This is a genomic window from Bradyrhizobium sp. CSS354, from assembly GCF_029051725.1.
Classification (GTDB): Bacteria; Pseudomonadota; Alphaproteobacteria; order Rhizobiales; family Xanthobacteraceae; genus Bradyrhizobium.
In genome coordinates, this window is sequence record NZ_JAACFU010000023.1 from 54,751 (window position 1) to 73,586 (window position 18,836).

The following is an 18,836-nucleotide window of genomic DNA, read 5'->3' on the forward strand; positions in this document are numbered from 1 at the left end:
CCGCCGCGCGCCACTCATTCCGCTGCTGCGATCTGTCCGAGTTCCACCACCTGGCGCTCGAACAGGCCGCGATAGATGCCGCCGGGCTTGGCCGCGAGCTTGGAATGCGTGCCTTGCTCGACGATCTCGCCGTGGTCGAACACCAGGATGCGATCGAGGCTCCGTACCGTCGACAACCGGTGCGCGATCACGATCGAGGTTCGGCCTCTCATCAGCCGCTCCATCGCCTGCTGGATCAGCGCCTCGGATTCCGAATCGAGGCTCGAGGTCGCTTCGTCCAGGATCAGCACCGGCGCGTCCGCCAGGAAGGCGCGCGCCAGCGCCACGCGCTGCCGCTCGCCGCCGGAGAGCTTGACGCCGCGCTCGCCGACAAGCGTGCCGTAGCCCTTGGGCAGGCGCACGATGAAGTCGTGCGCGTTGGCCAGCCGTGCCGCCTGCTCGATCGCCTCCAGGCTGGCGCCGGGCCGGCCATAGGCGATGTTTTCGGCGAGCGAGCGGTGGAACAGGATCGGGTCCTGCTGCACGATCGCGATTTGGCTGCGCAGCGAATGCTGCGTGGCCTTGGCGATGTCTTGCCCATCGATCAGAACGCGGCCGCCGGTGACGTCGTAGAGCCGCTGCACCAGCTTGACGAAAGTGGTCTTGCCGGAGCCGGAGCGGCCGACGAGACCGACGCGTTCGCCGGCGCGGATCATGACCGATAGCCCCTCGTAGAGCGGCGCGTGATGGCCGCCATAATGGAACGTGACGTCATCGAACACGAGCTCGCCACGCTCGATCGCGATCGGCCGCGCGTCCGTCGCATCCGCAATCCCGATCGGCTCGTCATGAATCGCCACCAGCTCCTCCATGTCGTTGACCGAGCGCTGCAGGTTGTTGATGTGCATTCCGACGTCGCGCAAATAGGCATGGATCACGTAATAGCTCGTCAGCACATAGGTGACGTCGCCGGGCGAAGCCCGCCCCGACATCCACAGCAGCACGGCACCGCCGATCACGGAGGCGCGCAAGGCCAGCAGCACCGAGAGCTGCGCCAGATTGGTGTAGTTATAGCGCAGCCACGTCCGCCGCACGCGCACGCGCCAGCGGTTGACGACCCGGGCAAGCCGCGCATCCTCGCGCGCCTCCGCGCCGAAGGACTTCACCACGGCGTTGCAGGTCAGCGCATCCGCCAGCGTGCCGCCGACCTTGGTGTCCCAGGCATTGGAGATTCGCGCGGCCGGCGCGATGTAGCGCGTCGCGAACAGCACTGTCATCGTGACATAGACCAGCGCGCCAAGCGCGATCACCGCGCCAAGCGAGGCCCAGTGCAGGCCGAGCAGGATCATCGACCCGATCAGCACCAGCAGCGACGGCGCCAGCGCCATCAAGATGGTGTCGTTCAACAGGTCGAGCGCCCACATGCCGCGGGTGACCTTGCGCACCGTGGATCCCGCGAAGGAGTTGGCGTGCCAGTCGGTCGAGAACCGTTGCACGCGCATGAAGGCTTCCTGCGCGACCTCGGACATGATCTTCAGCGAGAACGGCACGATGGCCTGGAGGCCGGTCAGCCGCAGCACCATGGACGCCGCGCCCAGCGCCACGATACCGCCCAATGCCATCAGCGCCGCGTGACGCGCGGCGGTATCGGAAGGGCCGCGCGTCAGGGCGTCGACCAGATGTCCGGAGAATACCGGCATGAACAGGTCGGCGATGGTCGCACCCAACAAGCCGCCTGCCACGATCAGGGTACGCCCCGGCTGCTTCAGCCAGTGCCGGAACACGAAGGGCAGCACCACGCGTATCGCCGCGGGCCTTCTCGACAGAGCGGTCATGGCATCATCCGGCCGCTTATGACGCGGGCCGGCTCCATTGATGGACACAGACCGGCCGCGAGGGCCGAGACGGCGTCACCTAAAGTTGGCTTTGATCTGGGAAGCGGAGCGATCGGGACTGAAAGCCCAATCGAAGCTGGCGGAAGAGGCCTCTAGGAGGCCGCGCACATATCGAGCCAGAGCATCATCGAGCGCGGGCGTGCGATCTGCGAATGCGACGAAATCATGCAAATCCTCCCGGTTCGATGGAATGAGGTGCGCTTTATAGATGTGTCATTGGTGATTTGCAACGGGGCTCGCGCGAGATCACGCACGAGTGTTGCAAATTAGTGCGCGTCGCCGCGCGCTCCTCCGTCATGCCCCGGCTTGACCGGGGCATCCAGTACGCCGCGGCTTCTATGGCAGGAGCGCGCTTTCCAACCAAGGCCTCTGGAATACTGGATCGCCCGCCTTCGCGGGCGATGACACCGGATGAGTGGCTGGCCTAGTGCGCGTCCCCGCTGGCGCCGAACGGCGAGGCCGGCCTCTTCAACAGTGTGACGAGCAGGGTGAGGCCGAGATAGAACAGCGTCAGGATGAAGAAAGCATCGCCGAAGCTCATCACCACGGCCTGGCGATGCACGAGCTGGCTGAGCTGCTTCATCGCCATTAGGGTGGAATCGCCGAGCCCCTGGAACTTCTGCATGAACATGGTCAGGGTTTCGGTCGCGGTCGCGTTGCCCCAGGTCACGCGCTCCTGCAGGCGCGTGATATGCAAATCGGTGCGGTCGTTGAGCACGGTGTTGATGACGGCGAGACCGACGGCGCCGCCGAGATTGCGCATCAGGTTGAAGAGGCCCGAGGCGTTCTTCACCCGGTCGGGCGCGAGCGTGCCGAGCGCGATGTTGTTGGTCGGCACCATCGCGAACATCATGCCGATGCCGCGCAGGATCTGCGGAATCAACAGCTCGTAGAAATCGTAGTCGCGCGTGATCCAGGTCATCTGGTAGGAGCCGAGTGCGAACACGACAAGCCCGAACGCGATCATGTAGCGCATGTCGTACTTGGCCATCAGACGGCCGACCACCGGCGCGACCAGGAACATGGTGATGCCCGAGACGAACATGGTCTCGCCGATCATCAGCGCGCTGTAGCCGCGCACTTCGGCGAGGTAGCGCGGATAGATGTAGGTCAGGCCGTAGAGGCCAATGCCGATGCAGAACTGAAGGACGCAGCCGATCGCGAAATTGCGGTTGGAAAAGGTGCGTAAATTGACGATCGGCTCGGCCGCCGTGAACACGCGCCAGAAGAAGGCGATCGCCGAGATGCCGCAGATCCAGGCGCAGATCGCGACCGAGGGGTCCTGCATCCATTCATATTGCGGGCCTTCCTCCAGCACGTATTCCAGCGTGCCCAGGAAGCCGGCCATGAACAGCAGTCCCCACCAGTCGAAACGATCGAGCAATTCGAAATGCGGCTCGTCGAAATCGACCAGCGCCAGCACGCCGATGGTGATACCGATGCCGGGCACGATGTTGATGAAGAACAGCCAGTTCCAGGACATCAGGTCGGTGATGTAGCCGCCGACGGTCGGCCCGATGGTCGGGGCCAGCGTCGCGACGAGCCCGATGATGGGACCGACGATGTGGAATTTGGTGCGCGGGAAGACGGTGTAGGCCGAAGCGAACACGGTCGGGATCATGCCGGCGCCGAGAAAGCCCTGCAGCGCGCGCCAGAGGATCATCTCCTCGATGGTGGTGGCGAAGCCGCAGAGCAGGCTCGATGCGGTAAAGCCGGCCGCCGAGATCGCGAACAACAGCCGCGTGCCAAACGCGCGCGACAAAAATCCCGACAGCGGAATCGCGATCACTTCGGCGATCAGATAGGCGGTCTGGACCCAGGAGACCTCGCTGGAGCTCGCCGACAGGCCGGCCTGGATTTCACTCAGGGACGCCGAGACGATCTGGATGTCCAGGATCGACATGAACATCCCGAACACCATGATGATGAAAGCGAACAGCCGCTTCGGCGCGATGCGCTCCGAAGCGGGGTCCGCCATCATGGCAGGTGAAGCGGTCGTGGCGTTCGCCATGGTCTGACCTCGCGGCGCAGGTGCGCTACTGCGGATGGATCATGGTGGCGTCGTCGAGATCGACCTCGCTGTCGGCGTCGGCCGCGCCCTTGTTGGTATCGACGCTCGCGTAGACCGACATGCCGGCGCGGAGCAGGTTTTGCTTCGCGACCGACTTCGGCACGCGGATGCGGACCGGCACGCGCTGCACGATCTTGGTGAAGTTGCCCGTGGCGTTGTCGGGCGGCAGCAGCGTGAATACCGAGCCCGAGCCCGCCGCGATGCTGTCGACGACGCCGGAGAATTTGCGCATGCCGTAGGCGTCGACCTTGATCGTCACCGGCTGGCCGGGGCGGATGCGCTTGAGCTGGGTCTCCTTGAAATTGGCGTCGATATAGACGTTGTCGAGCGGTACGACGTTGCCGAGCCGCTGGCCCACCGCGACGAAGTCGCCGGCACTGACGAGGCGGTTCGAGAACGTGCCGTCGACCGGCGCGCGCACCGCGGTGAAAGCGAGATCGCGCTCGGCCTTGGCGAGCGTGGTTTTGAGCTCGGCGAGCTGCGCCTGCGCTTCGGCCTGCTGCGCTTTGGCGACGTCAACATTGCTGAGCGCGACATCGTAGGCGGCCTGCGCAGCCTTGACCGCGGCAGCGCCCTGGTCGCGTCCGGCTTCGGAGCTCTCGAAGGTGGCGCGCGAGGCAAAACCCTTGTTGCTCAGCGCCTGCTGGCGTTCATAATCGAGGTCGGCGCGCTTGAGGCCGGCTTCGGCGGAGACGAGCTGCGCCTTGGCCTGTGCGACCTGGCTGTCGAGCGCCGCGACCTGGCGGCCGATGCGATCGATGGTGGCCTGTTGGGTCGCGATCCTGGTCGCGGCGGCGTCGACCGCGATCTTGTAGTCGCCGTCGTCGATGCGGAAGACGATGTCGCCGGCGCGCACCGTCGTGTTGTCGCCGGCGAGGATCGAGGAGATGTGGCCGGCAACGCGCGCGCCCAGCATGGTGTTGTTGGCGCGGACATAGGCGTCGTCGGTCGCGACGTAGAAGCGGCCAACCAGCGTGTAATAGCCGGCATAGCTCGCGGCCGCGAGCGCCAGAAGCAGCCCTACTCCCATCATCACGAATTTGCGCTTGCCGGATTTCGGCGCGCCGGCGGCGGCGGGCGCGTCTGGGGCTGCGGCCGGCTTGTCGGTCACGGGCTTCTCCGGCGCCTCGCTGGGAAGGCGCTTGGCTTCCTCGACCACATGAGAGCGCAACTGCTCGGCGAGAGCTACAGACGTCTCGGTGGCAGCGTCGCCACCCGCGGGCGTCGGCGTCTCCACGGCGTCCTTGCGAAGGACCCGCGCAGCCTGGTCTCTCAATACGGCCATGAAGGCCTCCCCAAAAAAAGCGCGATGAGGGACGGCCGCCGTGCGGCCGCTTTCCTCTCGCCTATCCCAAATATCATTGACCGAACGGTTCGGTCAATATAGATAATATTCCGGGGCAGAGCCTACTGGCCCGAATCCTTTATTTCGGTTTCATGGCCCTGGACCGATGGAAAAACTTTCCGAGACCCTGAACCAATGGTTGTAGCCGCTCGCGAACATCTGCACGTCATCCAAGAGGAGGACAGTTCCAAACGCCGCCAGATCCTGGACGGAGCCCGCAAGGTGTTCATGGATCTCGGGTTTGACGGTGCCAGCATGGGCGAGATCGCCCGCGCGGCGCAGGTCTCCAAGGGCACGCTCTACGTCTACTTCGCCGACAAATGCGCGCTGTTCGAAGCCATCCTCGAGCAGGAGGCGCTCCAGCACGGGCAGGTCGCGTTCAATTTCGATCCCGCGCGCGATGCCGAGACCACGCTGAAGGATTTCGGCCAGGCTTACATCCATCTGCTGTGCCGGCCCGGCGGCGGGTCCGCGATCCGGACCGTGATGGCTATCGCCGAGCGCATGCCCGACGTCGGCCGCCGCTATTATGCGCGGGTGCTGGACAAGACCATCAACCGCCTCTCCGACTATCTCAAAGCCCATGTCGCCTCCGGCGATCTCGCGATCGACGATTGCGATCTGGCGGCCTCGCAATTCATGGAACTGTGCAAGGCCTCGCTGTTCCTGCCCTTCGTCTTCCAGGCCGCCCCCGCGCCGTCGGAAGAGCGCATGAGCGAAGTCGTCGACAGCGCGACGCGAATGTTCCTGGCGGTGTATCGGGCGAAGTAACGGCACGCGTTGCAGGCCGTTCCGTCGGTCCTATATTGGGGCTCATGTCCCGTGATCTCCGCCCGCCCGTCGATATCCTCCATTACGAGATTGTCCAGGAACAGGCCTCCGCGCTCGGACGGATGGGCCGCACGCTCGAACAGGCGCTGGCGCGCTTGCGCGAGTTCGACGCCGCCCATGCCCTCCCTGAGGTGCCGGCCTCGATGCAGCCGGCCAGGCGCAAGCTGGTGATGGAAGCCGGCCACGCGCTCTGGATGTTCGTGGTGCAGCGTGAGGCGACCGGCCTGCGCGACAGCCGCCACATCATGCGGACCTACAATGTCCCGTCCGAGGTGCAGCTGTGCATGGGGCTGGTCCCGGCACCGTCGAAGTCGACCCGAAAGTGATTTTCGACGGCGCCCGGCGCTAGAGCTCCTCGCGAGCGGGCACCCACGACCGAAAAACGCCATCCACGCCGAATGGCCGCTTGGGCACCGCTCCTGATGACGGCAATACGTCTCGATCGCCGAGGTAGCAACAGCTACGCCAAACCTTCATCGGGAATATTGAGAACAGCGCCGCATGCTTTGCAATGCACGGCATCGCTCTCATGCCGCTGTAGTCCGCAAGTTGGACAAGGAAATCTGACCTTGTTCGGACTCAACAATGCGCGCGCGAGATTGAAGAACAGGGTTACTCCGAAAATCATGATCACGACGGTTATCAAACGACCTATTGTGCCTGGCAGGGTAATATCGCCAAAGCCGGTCGTCGTCAGCGCGGTAACAGTGAAATACAGCGCGTCAGCATAATTCCGAATCTGATCGTTGCGGAACTTCTGAGTCTCGTAAACTATCCCCGTCATGACGAATATGAAAACCGCAAGGTTAGTGACGGCAAAGATGACCTCCTCGTTGCGACGGAAGAATGACGAATCCATGCGCAACCTAGCGAGCATCTGGTAGTCACGAAGCAGTCCCAACGTCCGCAAAATCCGCAGAAAGCCGCCCGCCTCGCCAGCGAGCGGCGCCAGGAATGAAACGATGGCGACTATGTCAGCCCATGTCGAGAGGCGGGCAAACTTTCGAAGCGGGTGCCGGTCGGCGAGTAGCCGTGCTGAAAAATCGGCTAATATCATTGCGCCGAATAGCAGGTCGAACGTTTCGATGATCTCACTGGGGTGCAGGAACGACGTTCCGATGATGAACAGTATGGTCACAACATCAAACGCGAGCAACGCATAGCGGAAACCAACGGCGCTAGGCGTTGTACCTTCGTAGAGGCGACGGACGCGGCTTCTCAGGGAGGTGTGGTTCACAGCTGCCATATGCTCGCACTTTGCACAGATGATTGCAGCTGGGACGCCCCTTCGCGCTACGAGATCTAAGTCAGTGCGACAAGTTCGAGCTAGTTGACGCTTCCGTGACAGTCCGAAGCACCAGCGTCAGGTGGCTGTTACCGGGACGGACTGTCATCGGCACAACCTCGATGCTATCGGGTCCCGGCTCGCCTGCTTTCCTCCACTGAAATGCCGCGCCGGGTCTGCCGTATACATTCACCCTTTTTGTTTCTCTTCTGCGCTTCTTCCATCGGAGCTTTTAGAGCGTTCTTCGAAGCGATCAGCGCCCTTCGCTAAATCGTGTCCCGTCTTGCTCTCGTTTTTCGCTTCTTCCTTAGCAGTCGCTTCGCGCAAGCCTTCAGCGGCCCGTTCCCCAGCTTTTGATGATTTTCGTTCGTCATCCATGTGAAACACCTTCCCTGATAAACGACAGGCTTCTCCAGGAATTCAACCGGATCGCTTGGAGATTGTTCCAGTTCGGTGGAAGCTAGTGCGTTTACTGGCCCGAAGCTGATTCAGACAAACAGCACCTTCGCTCCGGTCACAAGCCGCCCATCATGCTCAAGGCGGGAGACTTCCGTTTTGCGTCGGTAAGCTGACCTTGATGGACACGACCTAGTCGGTCACCTGCTTCCGTAACGCAGCGAGATCGTTGACGACCATCTTGGTCGGGCCGGTCCAGATGATGCCCTCGTCCTGGAGGCGGCTGAGGATCAGGCTGATCGACTGGCGCGTCGCGCCGATCATGCGCGCGAGATTGGCCTGCGTGATGCGGCCGAGCGAGATCGGGCCGCTCTCGTCCTGGGCCGCGTTCTCGCATAGCTTGACCAGCAGCAGCACCAACCGTTCCGCCGCCTTCTGTCCCGCCAGCGTCTGCGCCAGCATCGAATAGGTCTCACCCTTGAAGCCGAGGCACTCGATCAGCGCGATTGCGAACGAGGGCGACTGCGCGATCAACCGGCGGACCGCATCCTGGTCGAGATGCAGTGCTTCGACCCGCCCGAGCGCGCGGGCCGACCAGCTGTGGCGATGATCGCCGAGGATATAGGGCGCGCCGACGAAGTCGCCTGCCTCCCAGGTCGACAGCATCAATTCGCGCCCCTGCGTGCCGGCATGGGTGCTTTCGACGATCCCGTTCAGGATGATGTGGACGCCGTTTGCGGGCTCGCCCTCCCGCAGCAGATATTCGCGGTTCTGGTAGGCCGCGAGCCTGCCGGTTCGCATCACCAGCTCCAGATCGGGCTTGTCCAACGCCTTCAGCACATAACGTCCGGTCCCGGGCCGTGGCAGTTCGGCGCGCGGCTCAGCTGGATCGGCCACCTCATGCGCATCGCTGCGCCCCACGATCGGTCTCCCTTCGAGTGACGGCTCGAAGGCTAGGAGGTCTCCGCTCAGATTGCAACGCGGCGCAGATGTTCTGGCTCGGCCGAAGCCTCCATGAAAGCGCAAGCCAGATCGGTGAGCAGGCGCTCCCGGCCGGCCGGGGCCAGGAACGTGACGCCATAGGGCACGCCGGCTGCGGTGACGGCGTTCGGAACGGCGATCGCGGCGAGGCTCAGCGGGTTGGCGTAATTGGTGTAATAGCCGTTGTTGAAGTTGGCCGTCAGCGGATCGCGCGCGACGTCGTCGATGCTCAGCACGGTGCCGACCGTCGGCACGACCAGCGCATCGTGATCTTGCCAGAAGTCGCGCAGCGATCGCTGGACCTCCTTGACCTTGTAGAGCGCACGATAAGCGTCGGCCGCCGTGAACTTCCGGCTGCCGATGACGAGGTCGCGCACGATCTTCACGCCCGCGTCCGGGTTGGCGTCGAGGAACGCGCCGACCGAGACGTCCCGCTCGGCGAGGAACGGTCCGAAAAACATCAAATCGTTGACCGAAATGAAGGGCGAGAAATCGACTGGCGCGACCGACAGATCAAGCTGCCGCAGCTTGCGAAGTCCATCGCCGAACAGCGCCTCCGTCTCCGCATTGCCGAAGAACCTGAGCTGATCCGGACGCGGCGTTGCGATGTTGAGGGGGCGCGGTGGAGATGCCTGCTCCGTCCATCCGGCGAAAGCTTCCGGCGAAAAACAGTCCTCGGCATCGCGCCGCGCCAACAGGCGATAGACGTCGTGGCCATCGCGGGGATCGCGCGTGTAGAGCGAGATGGTATCGAAACTACGGCACGCGTAGACCATGCCGCGCTGACTGAAGGCGCCGGGCGCCGGCTTGAAGCCGGTCACGCCACAATAGGACGCCGGCACCCTGCCCGATCCGCCGGTATCGGTGCCAAAAGCAAAGGACGAAGTGCCTGTCGCGACCGATACCGCGGCACCCGAGCTGGAGCCGCCGGGGATGTAGTCCGGATTGTGCGGGTTGCGGGCGATGCCATAGGGCGAGCGCACGCCGACGAGGCCGGTCGCGAACTGATCCATATTGGTCTTGCCGAGATAGATCGCCCCCGCAGCCATGGCGTCGGCGACAACCGGGCTCGTGTCTTTCGCGGTGTAGGCGAATTCCGGGCAGGCCGAGGTGGTCTGCTCGCCGGCCACATCGATACAATCCTTGACCGAGAACACGAGGCCGTAGAGCGGCAGCTTGCCGATCTCGCCAATGCGGGCATCGAGCGCACGGGCCTTTGCCATGACGCTTTCGGGATTTGCCGTCGAGATCCAGACGCCGCTCTGGTCGGCGTCGTCAAGGCGCGAAAGCACATAAGCGGCGACATCGGACGGCTTGAGCTCACCGCTGCGATAGGCGGCGCGGAGGTGGCGAGGTGCGAGATTCATGTCGGTCACGTGCTTGCAGGAATTGGCAATGTACCGGCGAGGCAAGCCCGCCGGCACCGACCCTAGCGGCCGATCACCTTTTCCAGATAGGCGGGCTGGATGAAGGCTTCGAAGTCGGCGCGCGGCAGCAGCTTCGGCAGGCGCTCCTGCTTCACCAGGAAGTCGGCGGTCGAGATCAGCGTGTCGACGAACTTGCCCTTTTTCGCGGACGTGCCGAGATACTCCTCCGTGAGCTGCTTGCTGCAGGGGATCATCCCGGTGCCCTTCATCATTCGCTGCGCGTCCTCGATGGGCAGCGAAAGCTCTTCCGCGATGATCTCCGCGGTCTTCTCCGGGTTCTTTAGCCAGAAATCGATGCCTTCGCATTCGGCCTTGATGAACTTGTCGACATAGGACGGATACTTCTCCGCGAACGCGTTCATGACGACGCCGATGTCCCAGGTCGGGTAGCCGCGCTTGGCCATCTCGCCCGAGGTGACGAGAATCCTGCCGCCGTTCTTGACGGTCTTGCCGAGATTCGGCTCCCAGAACCAGGCCGCGTCGATGTCGCCGCGAAGCCAGGCCGCCGCGATGTCCGACGGCGCGAGGTCCAGAATCTTCATCGAGGCGGGATCGACACCCTCGTCCTTAAGCGCCTGGAGCAGGAGGTAGTGTGTCGTGGAGCCGAACGGCGCGGCCACCGTCTTGCCCTTGAGGTCCTTGAGCGAGGTGATGTTCTTGTCGGTGCGAACCACCATCGACTCGACGTAGTCGAGCATGTTGATCACCAGGATGCCCTTGATCGGCAGGGCGCGCGTCGCGCCGATCGCGGTCGGCGGATTGCCGAGGCCGCCAAAGTCGACGTCGTTGCCGGCGATCGCGCGCAGCATGTCGCCGCCCCCGCCGATCTTGACGTATTTGATGTCGACGCCGGGCATCTCCTTGGCGAGCAGGCCAAGATGCTTGGTGACCAGCTGCGCATTCACGAGGTTCAGATAGCCGACGGTCACCTTCGCCGGCTTGTCCTCGGCGCGTCCTGCGCCCGTGAGTGCCAACGTGGCAACTGCGAGCGTCGCAATCAGTCTCTTCATCATGGAGGTCTCCCCTACGATCAGAATTGGATTCAGGCCCACGGCATCAACAGTTTCGCGATGCCGCGCATCATGAGGTCGAGCACGACGCCGGTGAGACCGAGCACGATCAGCCCCATGATCACGACGTCGGACAGCAGGAATTTTGCGGCGTCCCAGATCATCCAGCCGATACCGGCGGAGGCCGCGACGATTTCGGCGGCGACGAGAACGGTGTAGGTGAATCCGAGCGAGATGCGCATGCCAGCGAGAATCAGTGGTCCCGCCGCCGGCAGGTAGACGTGAAAGAGCAGATGGCGCCGGGTCGCGCCGAGCGACTGTGCGGCGCGCACGTAAACGGGATCCACGCTGGTGACGGCCTGGATCGTCGAGATGACGATGCCCGGCAAGCCGGCAAGAAACAGCAGCGACAGCTTCGAGCTCTCACCGATGCCGAGCCACATCACCAGCAGCGTATAAAGGCCGAGCGGCGGCAATGGCCGGTAGAACTCGATCAAAGGATTGAGCAACGCGCGTGCGTTGCGCGACACGCCCATGAGGACGCCGAGCGGGATGCCGATCAGGCAGGCCAGCGTGAAAGCCGTGAGGATACGATAGAGACTTGCGCCCAGATGCTGAAGCAGGGTCGCGCCCTGATATCCCTTCGTCATCGTCTTGACGAACGCGGCCCAAACCGCCTGCGGCTTCGGCAGGAACAGCTCGTTGGCCCAGCCCCGCTCCGTGACGATGGCCCAGCCGGCCAGCAGCACGGCAACGGTCAACGTCGAGAGCAGCACCGATCGCGAGACCTTCGGAAGCCGCAGCCGCAGGCTGCCGCGTCGGGTGCGATCCGGCGAGATTGGAATCGTCATGTGGGTCGCCTCGATGCTCATGTCCGCACTCCCAGGATCTGCATGATGGTCAGCGCGTAGATCCGCGTCGCCATCACCGACTTGGTGATCGAGATGTTCTCGTTGTCGACGGCCCAGCCGTCTTCTCCGGGACCGAACGTCACCGCATTGATGCCGGCTTCGCGGAAGCGGATCGTGTCGTTGAAGGCATTCTTGCGGTTGACCCCGGGCTCGCGGCCCATCAGACGCCGGTAAACGGCGCGCAAGGAGCGGCAGGGCTCCTCCTCGACCGGCACCGGCTCGGTCGCGTTGACGAACAGCGAGCCCGGTACCTGGCGCACCTCGACCTTGACGTCGTTCACGCCCGCAAACGTATCCCGTCCGAGACGCTCGATGTCCGCAATCACGCTCGACAGCGTCATGCCGGGCACGATGCCGACCACGGCGAGCGTGATGGTGCAGGCATCCGGCGAGAACTGCATCTCGCCAGGCAGGCCGGAACGAATGCGCACCACGGCGCAGCAGGGCGGCGTATGTCCCATGAACTTGCTGGGGACATGCGTGAACGCCATGTCCTTCAGTTTGGGCAACAGCTTTGCCGCTTCCATGATGGCGTTGACGCTGATGTCCGGCCGCCAGATGTGCGACTTGATCCCGTGAACGGTGAGCTCGATCAGGCAGTGGCCGGAATTGGCCACCGACAGGTTCATGCCCCAGTCCTTGTTGACGTCACCCCAGGCGGTCGGCTCGGCGGTGATCTCGTAGTCGGCGGTCAGGCCGACCTTGTTCAGCATGTAGATAGAGCCTTCGGTGCCGTTCCGCTCCTCATCGACGGTGTAGCAGCACATCAAGGTGCCATCGAACTTCACACCCGCCTCGGTCAGGGCCTGCACTGCGAGCAACGATGCAGCGAGGTTGCCGCGCGTGTCGGACGTGCCGCGCGCATAAAGCAGATCGCCGTGGCGCGTCGCATTGAACGGATCGAAATCCGTCATGTGCCATTTCTCGGGCTCGACGGCCGGATAAGTGTCGAGGTGATCGTTGAGAATGAGCGAGGGGGCGCCGTCCCGTCCCCTGAGCACGCCGAGCACGTTCGGCCGGTGCGGTTGCGCGCTGTGCTTGGTGACCTCCATGCCCAGCGCTTCGAGCTTGCCCGCGACCAGCATCGAGATCGCCTCTTCCTCGGCAGGCGGCAAGTCGGGATCCAGCGGATTGCCGGAACGCGGCTGCCCGGTGCGGATCAGCTCGGACGCGAGTTCAAGCCAGCGCTCCTCCGTGATGCGCGACAGCACGCGCTGTTCGAGATCCGAATAAGGAGGGGTGACAGGCATCTGCATGACGGGATCCGCTGGCTCACGGCGCCGGCAGCGCCGCTTCGTGGCAGCCTCCTCATTGCAGCGACCGTGCCAACCGCCGAAAAGGCCCGCCGCGGCACAATTGTCTTTCTGACTTCAATGGCTTAGGCGGGATTTGCGCGCGCGCAAATTTTTGCGCTCGAGATGCGCTCTGCCGAAGACGCGACGTCGGCTGAACAGGCAAGGCTCAGCGCGAGGCCGCCCGGCGTGGGGTCGTAGCCCGCATGGAGCGAAGCGGAGTGCGGGAACGCCGTCCCCGGATTGCGCTTCGCTCCATCCAGGCTACGGCTCACGCGCAAGCCTCAATCGTCGGCGTACTCGTCCTCTTCGTGCTTGCGAAGCGTGCTCTTGCGCGTACCCAGCGAGCCGGTGATGGTGGGATCGCGTCTGCTGGCGTAAGGGCTGCGCGATTGCGCGCGCCCGGCGACCTCTTCGCCGGAGACGGCGGCGGGCTGGCAGATCAGGCGGCGACTGGCGCGGCGCATCAGATCGACGTGGATGTGATCGTAATGATAGACGTTCGAGCCCGGCGCCAGCACCGTGGTGAAATGCACGCACGCGCCCGACTGCACGTCGCGCAAGAACCCCTGCTCTTCCGGCATGCCGCGCCAGCCATCCTTCACGGTGACGCGGCGGCCGTCGGCGAGCACGAAGGCGGCGATGTCGAGCGCGTTGCCGAAGGCGTGCTCGGAAATATGGGCGTGCGAATTGCCGTTCATGCCGCGGCAGGAATAGGCGGAGATCTGCTTGATCTCCGCGACGCGGGTGCCGAACCAGCGCATCGCCGATGGCTGCACGGTGTCGGCGAGCCAACGGTCGAGCTCGGACACGATGGGACAGGCCAGCGTCGCAACCGGCTTGATCGCAACAGGACCGACGGCAGTGACGGGGTTGCCCTGTGCCGGACCAAGACGCGGCGGCGGTTGCTGCGCGGGCGCCTGCGAGTACGGCGCCGGCCGCGCCGGATAGCTCGGCGCATTCATGTAGCGCGATGCGCCCGCGGCATCGGTGCCCTCGGGCGGCAGATCGATCTCGTCTTCCTGCTGCGCCACGCCAGGTGCGTTCAACGACACCGGGCCTGACGGCGCGCCATAGCCGGACGGCTGGCGCACCGCGCTCTCGGGATAGTTTGAGCGTTGCGGATAGTTCTGGCTTTGCGAGTAATTCGATCGCGGCTGCGTCACCGGCCAGCGCGGCTGGCTGCCCACGCTCCCGGGCGGACGCAATTCCTCATCGGCAAAGCCGTAACTGCTCGAGGCTTCGCCGAGGGCGGCGACCTTGAGCGGAAACTCGGCGCCGCACATGCCCGGCCCGGAGATCGGGTCGATGCGAACGAGATCCGGCCCCTCTTTCACCGCGCCTGATTTCAGGCATGCGGCTTCGGCCTCGGCCCGCCACGGTTCACGTTCGGCCTGGAAGAAGCCGCGTCCGCAACCCGCTAACGAAACAAGGACGATGGAGCCGACGAGATACAAACGAACTCCGCGCGTCATGCACGCACGTTCGGTGAATTTACTTAAAGACTCTTCAACGTGTTGATTTCAGTGTTCTTTAACCATGTCAGCCCGCGCGCGCCTAATGCCCTGCCGGGGGCGAGCGACAGCAAGGCTGACTTTTTCGAAAAGAGACTTTCTGTTAACCATGACGCTCTCGCGCAAGGCGGCGCGACAGCGGGAGCGACCTCATGACGTTCACCGGGAAACTGAGCGTTATCACCGCGTACCTCGCCATGGCCTTTGTCGGCGCCATCGTGCTCGGCATGGTCTAGCGGCTTCAGTCGAAGCTATCGAACGCATCCCTTACGACCGCGCGCTCCACTGCCGCGACGTCGTGATCAGCTTCTCCGGCCGCTCTTCGGCTCGCGTCCAGTCGTTGCCGGAACACCAGAAATGGCCCAGTGCGCAGGCTTCGACGTGAAGCTTGCCGGAGCTCTTCAGCGTCATCCTCGCATAATAGGTGCTGCCGCTGGAGCGGCTGTAGATGTTACCGATCCAGACGTCGTGCGTTTTCGGCTTCATGTTGACGAGCACGCTCTCGCCCCTGGTCGACGCTTCGGTCAGTGCGAAGCCGCACAGTGCAGGACCGCAGCGTTCGATGCGGACCGTGCCCTTGGCGCCTGCGCTCTCCCATTCGCCGATCGGCAAATAGGCCTGTTCGTCGTCGCTGCGCTCAGGGCTGGTCACGGCCTGCTCGAGCTCCGGCCTTGACGCGACGACGGGCGCCTCCATGCGCGGCGGATCGAGCGCGACGGTCTTCGGCGGATCCATTCGCGGTAGCTCGACCCGTGGCGGATTGGAGCTTGGCGCCGGCGGCAGAACAATTGGCTGCGACGTCGTTGAGGCAAGGACAGGAGCCCCCGGCGCTGGCGCGGGCGCGACCACGATGGCTTGCGGCGGCCTGACCGGAGCCACGGGATAGAGCGGCTGCGGCGGCGGACGCACCGGCTCCGGCGCCGGTGCCGTATCGACGTCCGGCCGAAAGCTGCGATGGGAGGAAACCGAAACACACGAAGCCGATCGGCAACGACTGGACGACTCGACCTGGAATCGATGACCGCCGATTGAGAACGCGTAGGACCCGGCCTCGGCTGCGGGCGCAATCGCCATCAGCGCGATCAATGTGCCAAGCGAAGTCACAAGCCGCGTCATCGGCGCCTCCCTCTGTGTCGCGACGAGGTTACGCAGATGGAATCAGATGAATGTGCGCTGCGTCACGCAGCGGCGGCGAGCCGTTGTGACGTCTATCACAGAACGTCCGATCAGCCCGGCATAGGGTCGAACCACGCTTCATCCACCCGCGACTTCAGTCCCATCGGGACCCACACATTCTTCGGAGGTTGTCATGAACAAGCTCACCATCGCCGCCACTGCCCTCTTCCTCGCGTCCACCGCCGCCGCGCATGCCGGCAATTCGCTCTCGTTCCAGATCGAAGGCCAGCACATCCGCATCGAGACGCCGCGCAACTGCGCCTCGCTCAATTGCGTGACCATCGTAGCGCCGGGCTTGTCGGACAAGCCGATCAAGCTGAACAACATCAACCTCAAGGGCTTGGGCTCGAAGGACGATGACGTCGACACCACGCCGGCCACGACCACGCAGCCCGCGCCGGCTCCCGTGCAGCAGGCGCCGGTGCAGGCGACCGCGCCGGCAGCGCCCGCTATCGCGGCTCCGGCCACGACGGTTGCCGCGGCTCCGGCCGCCAGCTACGACACCACAACGCAGGCTGCGCCCGTCGCGGCGCCCGCTCCCGTTTCCGCGCCCGCACCCGTCGCAGTTGCGCCGACCCCCGCTCCGGCTCCCGTCGCCGCGCCTGTCGCGGTTGCCAACACGCCGATCGGCGTTTGGGCCACCGAAGAGAACAAGGGCAATGTCCGTGTCGAACAGTGCGGCGTCAATCTCTGCGGCTACGCCGCAAAGACCAACGAGCGCATCCTGATCAACATGAAGCCCGACGGCGCGAAGTGGAGCGGCCGCATCCACGATCCCGACTCCGGCCGCAATTACGACTCGACGATTGCGATGAAGGGCCCGAATGCAATGCGCGTGCAGGGCTGCGCCTTCGGCGGCATGTTCTGCGGCGGCCAGACCTGGAAGCGCGTGAGCTGACGCCAAAGGTGACGTCTCCAACACATGCACATTCTTCGTCATGCCCGGGGCCTGTCCCGGGCATCCACGTTCTTAGTCCTGCGCTTCAAGGCGTGGATGGCCGGGACAAGCCCGGCCATGACGGTGGAGAGGCTTGGCCACAAGCTAGTATCGCGTACCGTTTGAACGTTCGCTGCCCCCGTGCGATAGACATTCATCCGCCGTTCACCTGCATCAGGATGATATCGGTCGATCTCGCCTCGCGTTTCTCACCGGGACCTCCTCTTGAATTTTCTCGTGGCCTGGCGCCGCTTCTTGTTCGCGCTCGCCTTGCTGGCCTTGCCGCCGGCCGGCTCAAACGCAGCATCTGCATCCGATGCAATCCACCTTGCGCAGGCGCAGCCACAAGCGCAGCCGTCGCCCGCCCCCTCTCCGACGCCATCGGCTTCACCCGCTCCCGCGACCGAGGCGCAGCCGGCCGCCGTCGAGCCGATCGGCAACGTCGCGACGGTGACGGGCATCGCGACCGTGATCCGAGACAAAAATTCCTATCCGCTGCGGGTGCGCGACGACATCTATCTCAACGACGTCGTGCAGACTTCGTCGAACTCCTCGCTCGGCATCACCTTCGACGACGCGACCACGTTCAACCTCTCCGCCAGCACGAAGATCACCATCGACACTTACGTCTATGAGGACGGCGGCAAGCACAACGCAGGAATCTTCGACATCGGTAAGGGCACGGTCGCCTTCGTTGCGGCGGCGGTGGCAAAGACCGGCGACATGAAGATCACGACGCCGACGGCGACGCTCGGCATCCGCGGCACCACGGGCGTCGTCGACGTGCCGAACGGCGCCGCCGCGAACAAAGCCAACAACGTCAACATCAAGCTCTATCCCGACGCCGACGGCCGGGTCGGACACATCGACGTCGACGACCGCACGAGTGGGACGCGGCTCGGCGCGCTGACGCAGGGCGCGAGCGGTTTTGCAATCCGGCCGGGCGCAGCCGCTGCAGGCGTCATGCGCTTTGCCGCGGTGCCGATCACGATTGCGCCACAGCAGATCGCACGCGACCGCGGCTTCGTCAGCCAGGTGCATCTGGCGCAGACCACCGGCCGGCAGATCGTCACCGAGCAGCGCGACTTCCGCCGCGCCAATCCGACCGCGAGCCCGCGCATTCCGCGGCCGTTCCAACCGCCGCAACAGCAACAATTGCGGCCGAACACGGCGCCCGGCCAACCGCCGCAGCGGCCGAACGGCCAGCCCGGTCAGAACAACCGTCCAGGCCAACAGCAGCCGGGCGCGCCAGGTCGCCAAGGCAACCAGCAAGGCGCCCAGCCGCCGCAGCGGCCGGGCCAAGGCGGCGCGGTGCAACCGGGTACGCCGCGCGCGGGTCGAGGTCAGCAGCAACAAGGCCAGAAGCAACGCGCGGGGCGTCCGGCAGGCCTACCGCGCGCCGGTCAAGGCACGCAGCCTGACGGCACGCCGCAGACCCGGCCGCAACGCGGTGGGCAGATTCCGACGCAGCCCGGCGGAGTCGCGCCGCAGCAGCCGGGCGGAGCGCAACAGCAGCCCGGCCTGCAGCCGCGACTGCCGCGCACCGGATTGCAGCCGGGCCAGCCGCCCGCGGTTCAACAGCCGGGCATGCAGCGACCGGGCAGCTTCCAGCAGCGCCCGCCCGCCGCACAACGCCCCGCAGCGCCGCGAAGGCCAGTGCCGGCCCCAAAGGAGAAGGAGCGGCGGTGACGTGCGTCAGCTTGCTGCTCTCTCTCCCCGTCATTGCGAGCGCAGCGAAGCAATCCAGAGTCCCTCCGCGGAAAGATTCTGGATTGCTTCGCTGCGC

Annotated in this window: 16 protein-coding genes; 4 read left to right on the top strand and 12 right to left on the bottom strand. The window is 64.5% G+C overall.

Features of this window, described 5'->3' with window-relative positions; translation table 11 throughout:
• Nucleotides 1–14: 14 nt before the first annotated feature.
• The 3 genes from GWG67_RS34055 to GWG67_RS34065 all read right to left on the bottom strand — a co-directional run bounded on the left by GWG67_RS34055 (nt 15) and on the right by GWG67_RS34065 (nt 5,230).
• Nucleotides 15–1,814, bottom strand: a complete 1,800-nt coding sequence (locus GWG67_RS34055) for an ABC transporter ATP-binding protein (protein ID WP_275173902.1) — start codon at nt 1,812–1,814, stop codon at nt 15–17.
• 484 nt (nt 1,815–2,298) lie between these two features.
• On the bottom strand, nt 2,299–3,885 hold the full coding sequence (locus GWG67_RS34060) for a DHA2 family efflux MFS transporter permease subunit (RefSeq protein ID WP_275173904.1): 1,587 nt from the start codon (nt 3,883–3,885) through the stop codon (nt 2,299–2,301).
• Nucleotides 3,886–3,910: 25 nt separating this feature from the next.
• Nucleotides 3,911–5,230 (bottom strand): HlyD family secretion protein, encoded by a 1,320-nt coding sequence (locus GWG67_RS34065; protein WP_275173906.1) that lies wholly within the window; start codon nt 5,228–5,230, stop codon nt 3,911–3,913.
• 195 nt (nt 5,231–5,425) lie between these two features.
• On the opposite strand from GWG67_RS34065, the gene GWG67_RS34070 reads away from it, so the two are divergent.
• Entirely contained in the window at nt 5,426–6,061 is a 636-nt protein-coding gene (locus GWG67_RS34070; RefSeq protein ID WP_275173908.1) for a TetR/AcrR family transcriptional regulator, read from the top strand.
• A 44-nt stretch (nt 6,062–6,105) separates the two neighbouring features.
• Nucleotides 6,106–6,447 (top strand): DUF6665 family protein, encoded by a 342-nt coding sequence (locus tag GWG67_RS34075; RefSeq protein ID WP_275173910.1) that lies wholly within the window; start codon nt 6,106–6,108, stop codon nt 6,445–6,447.
• Between the two features lie 134 nt (nt 6,448–6,581).
• Here GWG67_RS34075 and GWG67_RS34080 read toward each other — a convergent pair whose 3' ends face one another.
• From GWG67_RS34080 to GWG67_RS38990, 9 genes are all read right to left on the bottom strand, one after another.
• Nucleotides 6,582–7,367 carry a potassium channel family protein gene (locus GWG67_RS34080; protein WP_275173912.1) on the bottom strand — a complete coding sequence of 262 codons (786 nt, stop codon included), beginning with the start codon at nt 7,365–7,367 and terminating at the stop codon, nt 6,582–6,584.
• Nucleotides 7,368–7,595: 228 nt separating this feature from the next.
• Nucleotides 7,596–7,784, bottom strand: coding sequence for a hypothetical protein (locus GWG67_RS34085; protein WP_275173914.1), 189 nt, complete (start codon nt 7,782–7,784; stop codon nt 7,596–7,598).
• A 210-nt stretch (nt 7,785–7,994) separates the two neighbouring features.
• Nucleotides 7,995–8,723, bottom strand: coding sequence for a Crp/Fnr family transcriptional regulator (locus GWG67_RS34090; protein ID WP_275173915.1), 729 nt, complete (start codon nt 8,721–8,723; stop codon nt 7,995–7,997).
• 47 nt (nt 8,724–8,770) lie between these two features.
• Nucleotides 8,771–10,150 carry an amidase family protein gene (locus GWG67_RS34095; RefSeq protein ID WP_275173917.1) on the bottom strand — a complete coding sequence of 460 codons (1,380 nt, stop codon included), beginning with the start codon at nt 10,148–10,150 and terminating at the stop codon, nt 8,771–8,773.
• 62 nt (nt 10,151–10,212) lie between these two features.
• Entirely contained in the window at nt 10,213–11,223 is a 1,011-nt protein-coding gene (locus GWG67_RS34100; RefSeq protein ID WP_275173919.1) for an ABC transporter substrate-binding protein, read from the bottom strand.
• A 29-nt stretch (nt 11,224–11,252) separates the two neighbouring features.
• On the bottom strand, nt 11,253–12,092 hold the full coding sequence (locus GWG67_RS34105; protein ID WP_275173920.1) for an ABC transporter permease: 840 nt from the start codon (nt 12,090–12,092) through the stop codon (nt 11,253–11,255).
• Nucleotides 12,089–13,387, bottom strand: coding sequence for a M20 family metallopeptidase (locus GWG67_RS34110; protein WP_275173922.1), 1,299 nt, complete (start codon nt 13,385–13,387; stop codon nt 12,089–12,091). Before GWG67_RS34110 ends, GWG67_RS34105 begins: the two co-directional genes overlap by 4 nt.
• 320 nt (nt 13,388–13,707) lie before the next feature.
• The gene (locus GWG67_RS34115) at nt 13,708–14,898 is read right to left on the bottom strand and encodes an extensin family protein (RefSeq protein WP_275173924.1); all 1,191 of its coding nucleotides are present in this window, start codon (nt 14,896–14,898) and stop codon (nt 13,708–13,710) included.
• A gap of 306 nt (nt 14,899–15,204) precedes the next feature.
• Nucleotides 15,205–16,053, bottom strand: a complete 849-nt coding sequence (locus tag GWG67_RS38990; protein WP_342761074.1) for a DUF2147 domain-containing protein — start codon at nt 16,051–16,053, stop codon at nt 15,205–15,207.
• A 193-nt stretch (nt 16,054–16,246) separates the two neighbouring features.
• On the opposite strand from GWG67_RS38990, the gene GWG67_RS34125 reads away from it, so the two are divergent.
• Nucleotides 16,247–17,011, top strand: a complete 765-nt coding sequence (locus tag GWG67_RS34125) for a DUF2147 domain-containing protein (protein WP_275173928.1) — start codon at nt 16,247–16,249, stop codon at nt 17,009–17,011.
• Between the two features lie 264 nt (nt 17,012–17,275).
• Nucleotides 17,276–18,739 carry a FecR domain-containing protein gene (locus tag GWG67_RS34130; RefSeq protein ID WP_275173930.1) on the top strand — a complete coding sequence of 488 codons (1,464 nt, stop codon included), beginning with the start codon at nt 17,276–17,278 and terminating at the stop codon, nt 18,737–18,739.
• Nucleotides 18,740–18,836: the final 97 nt, after the last annotated feature.

Excerpts from the sequence above, each read along its gene's own strand:
- GWG67_RS34070 (WP_275173908.1), top strand. The coding sequence starts at position 5,426 with ATGGTTGTAGCCGCTCGCGAACATCTGCACGTCATCCAAGAGGAGGAC.
- GWG67_RS34080 (WP_275173912.1), bottom strand. The coding sequence starts at position 7,367 with ATGGCAGCTGTGAACCACACCTCCCTGAGAAGCCGCGTCCGTCGCCTC.
- GWG67_RS34065 (WP_275173906.1), bottom strand. The coding sequence starts at position 5,230 with ATGGCCGTATTGAGAGACCAGGCTGCGCGGGTCCTTCGCAAGGACGCC.
- GWG67_RS34055 (WP_275173902.1), bottom strand. The coding sequence starts at position 1,814 with ATGACCGCTCTGTCGAGAAGGCCCGCGGCGATACGCGTGGTGCTGCCC.
- GWG67_RS34115 (WP_275173924.1), bottom strand. The coding sequence starts at position 14,898 with ATGACGCGCGGAGTTCGTTTGTATCTCGTCGGCTCCATCGTCCTTGTT.
- GWG67_RS34105 (WP_275173920.1), bottom strand. The coding sequence starts at position 12,092 with ATGAGCATCGAGGCGACCCACATGACGATTCCAATCTCGCCGGATCGC.
- GWG67_RS34100 (WP_275173919.1), bottom strand. The coding sequence starts at position 11,223 with ATGATGAAGAGACTGATTGCGACGCTCGCAGTTGCCACGTTGGCACTC.
- GWG67_RS38990 (WP_342761074.1), bottom strand. The coding sequence starts at position 16,053 with ATGACGCGGCTTGTGACTTCGCTTGGCACATTGATCGCGCTGATGGCG.
- GWG67_RS34085 (WP_275173914.1), bottom strand. The coding sequence starts at position 7,784 with ATGGATGACGAACGAAAATCATCAAAAGCTGGGGAACGGGCCGCTGAA.
- GWG67_RS34095 (WP_275173917.1), bottom strand. The coding sequence starts at position 10,150 with ATGAATCTCGCACCTCGCCACCTCCGCGCCGCCTATCGCAGCGGTGAG.
- GWG67_RS34125 (WP_275173928.1), top strand. The coding sequence starts at position 16,247 with ATGAACAAGCTCACCATCGCCGCCACTGCCCTCTTCCTCGCGTCCACC.
- GWG67_RS34075 (WP_275173910.1), top strand. The coding sequence starts at position 6,106 with ATGTCCCGTGATCTCCGCCCGCCCGTCGATATCCTCCATTACGAGATT.
- GWG67_RS34060 (WP_275173904.1), bottom strand. The coding sequence starts at position 3,885 with ATGGCGAACGCCACGACCGCTTCACCTGCCATGATGGCGGACCCCGCT.
- GWG67_RS34110 (WP_275173922.1), bottom strand. The coding sequence starts at position 13,387 with ATGCAGATGCCTGTCACCCCTCCTTATTCGGATCTCGAACAGCGCGTG.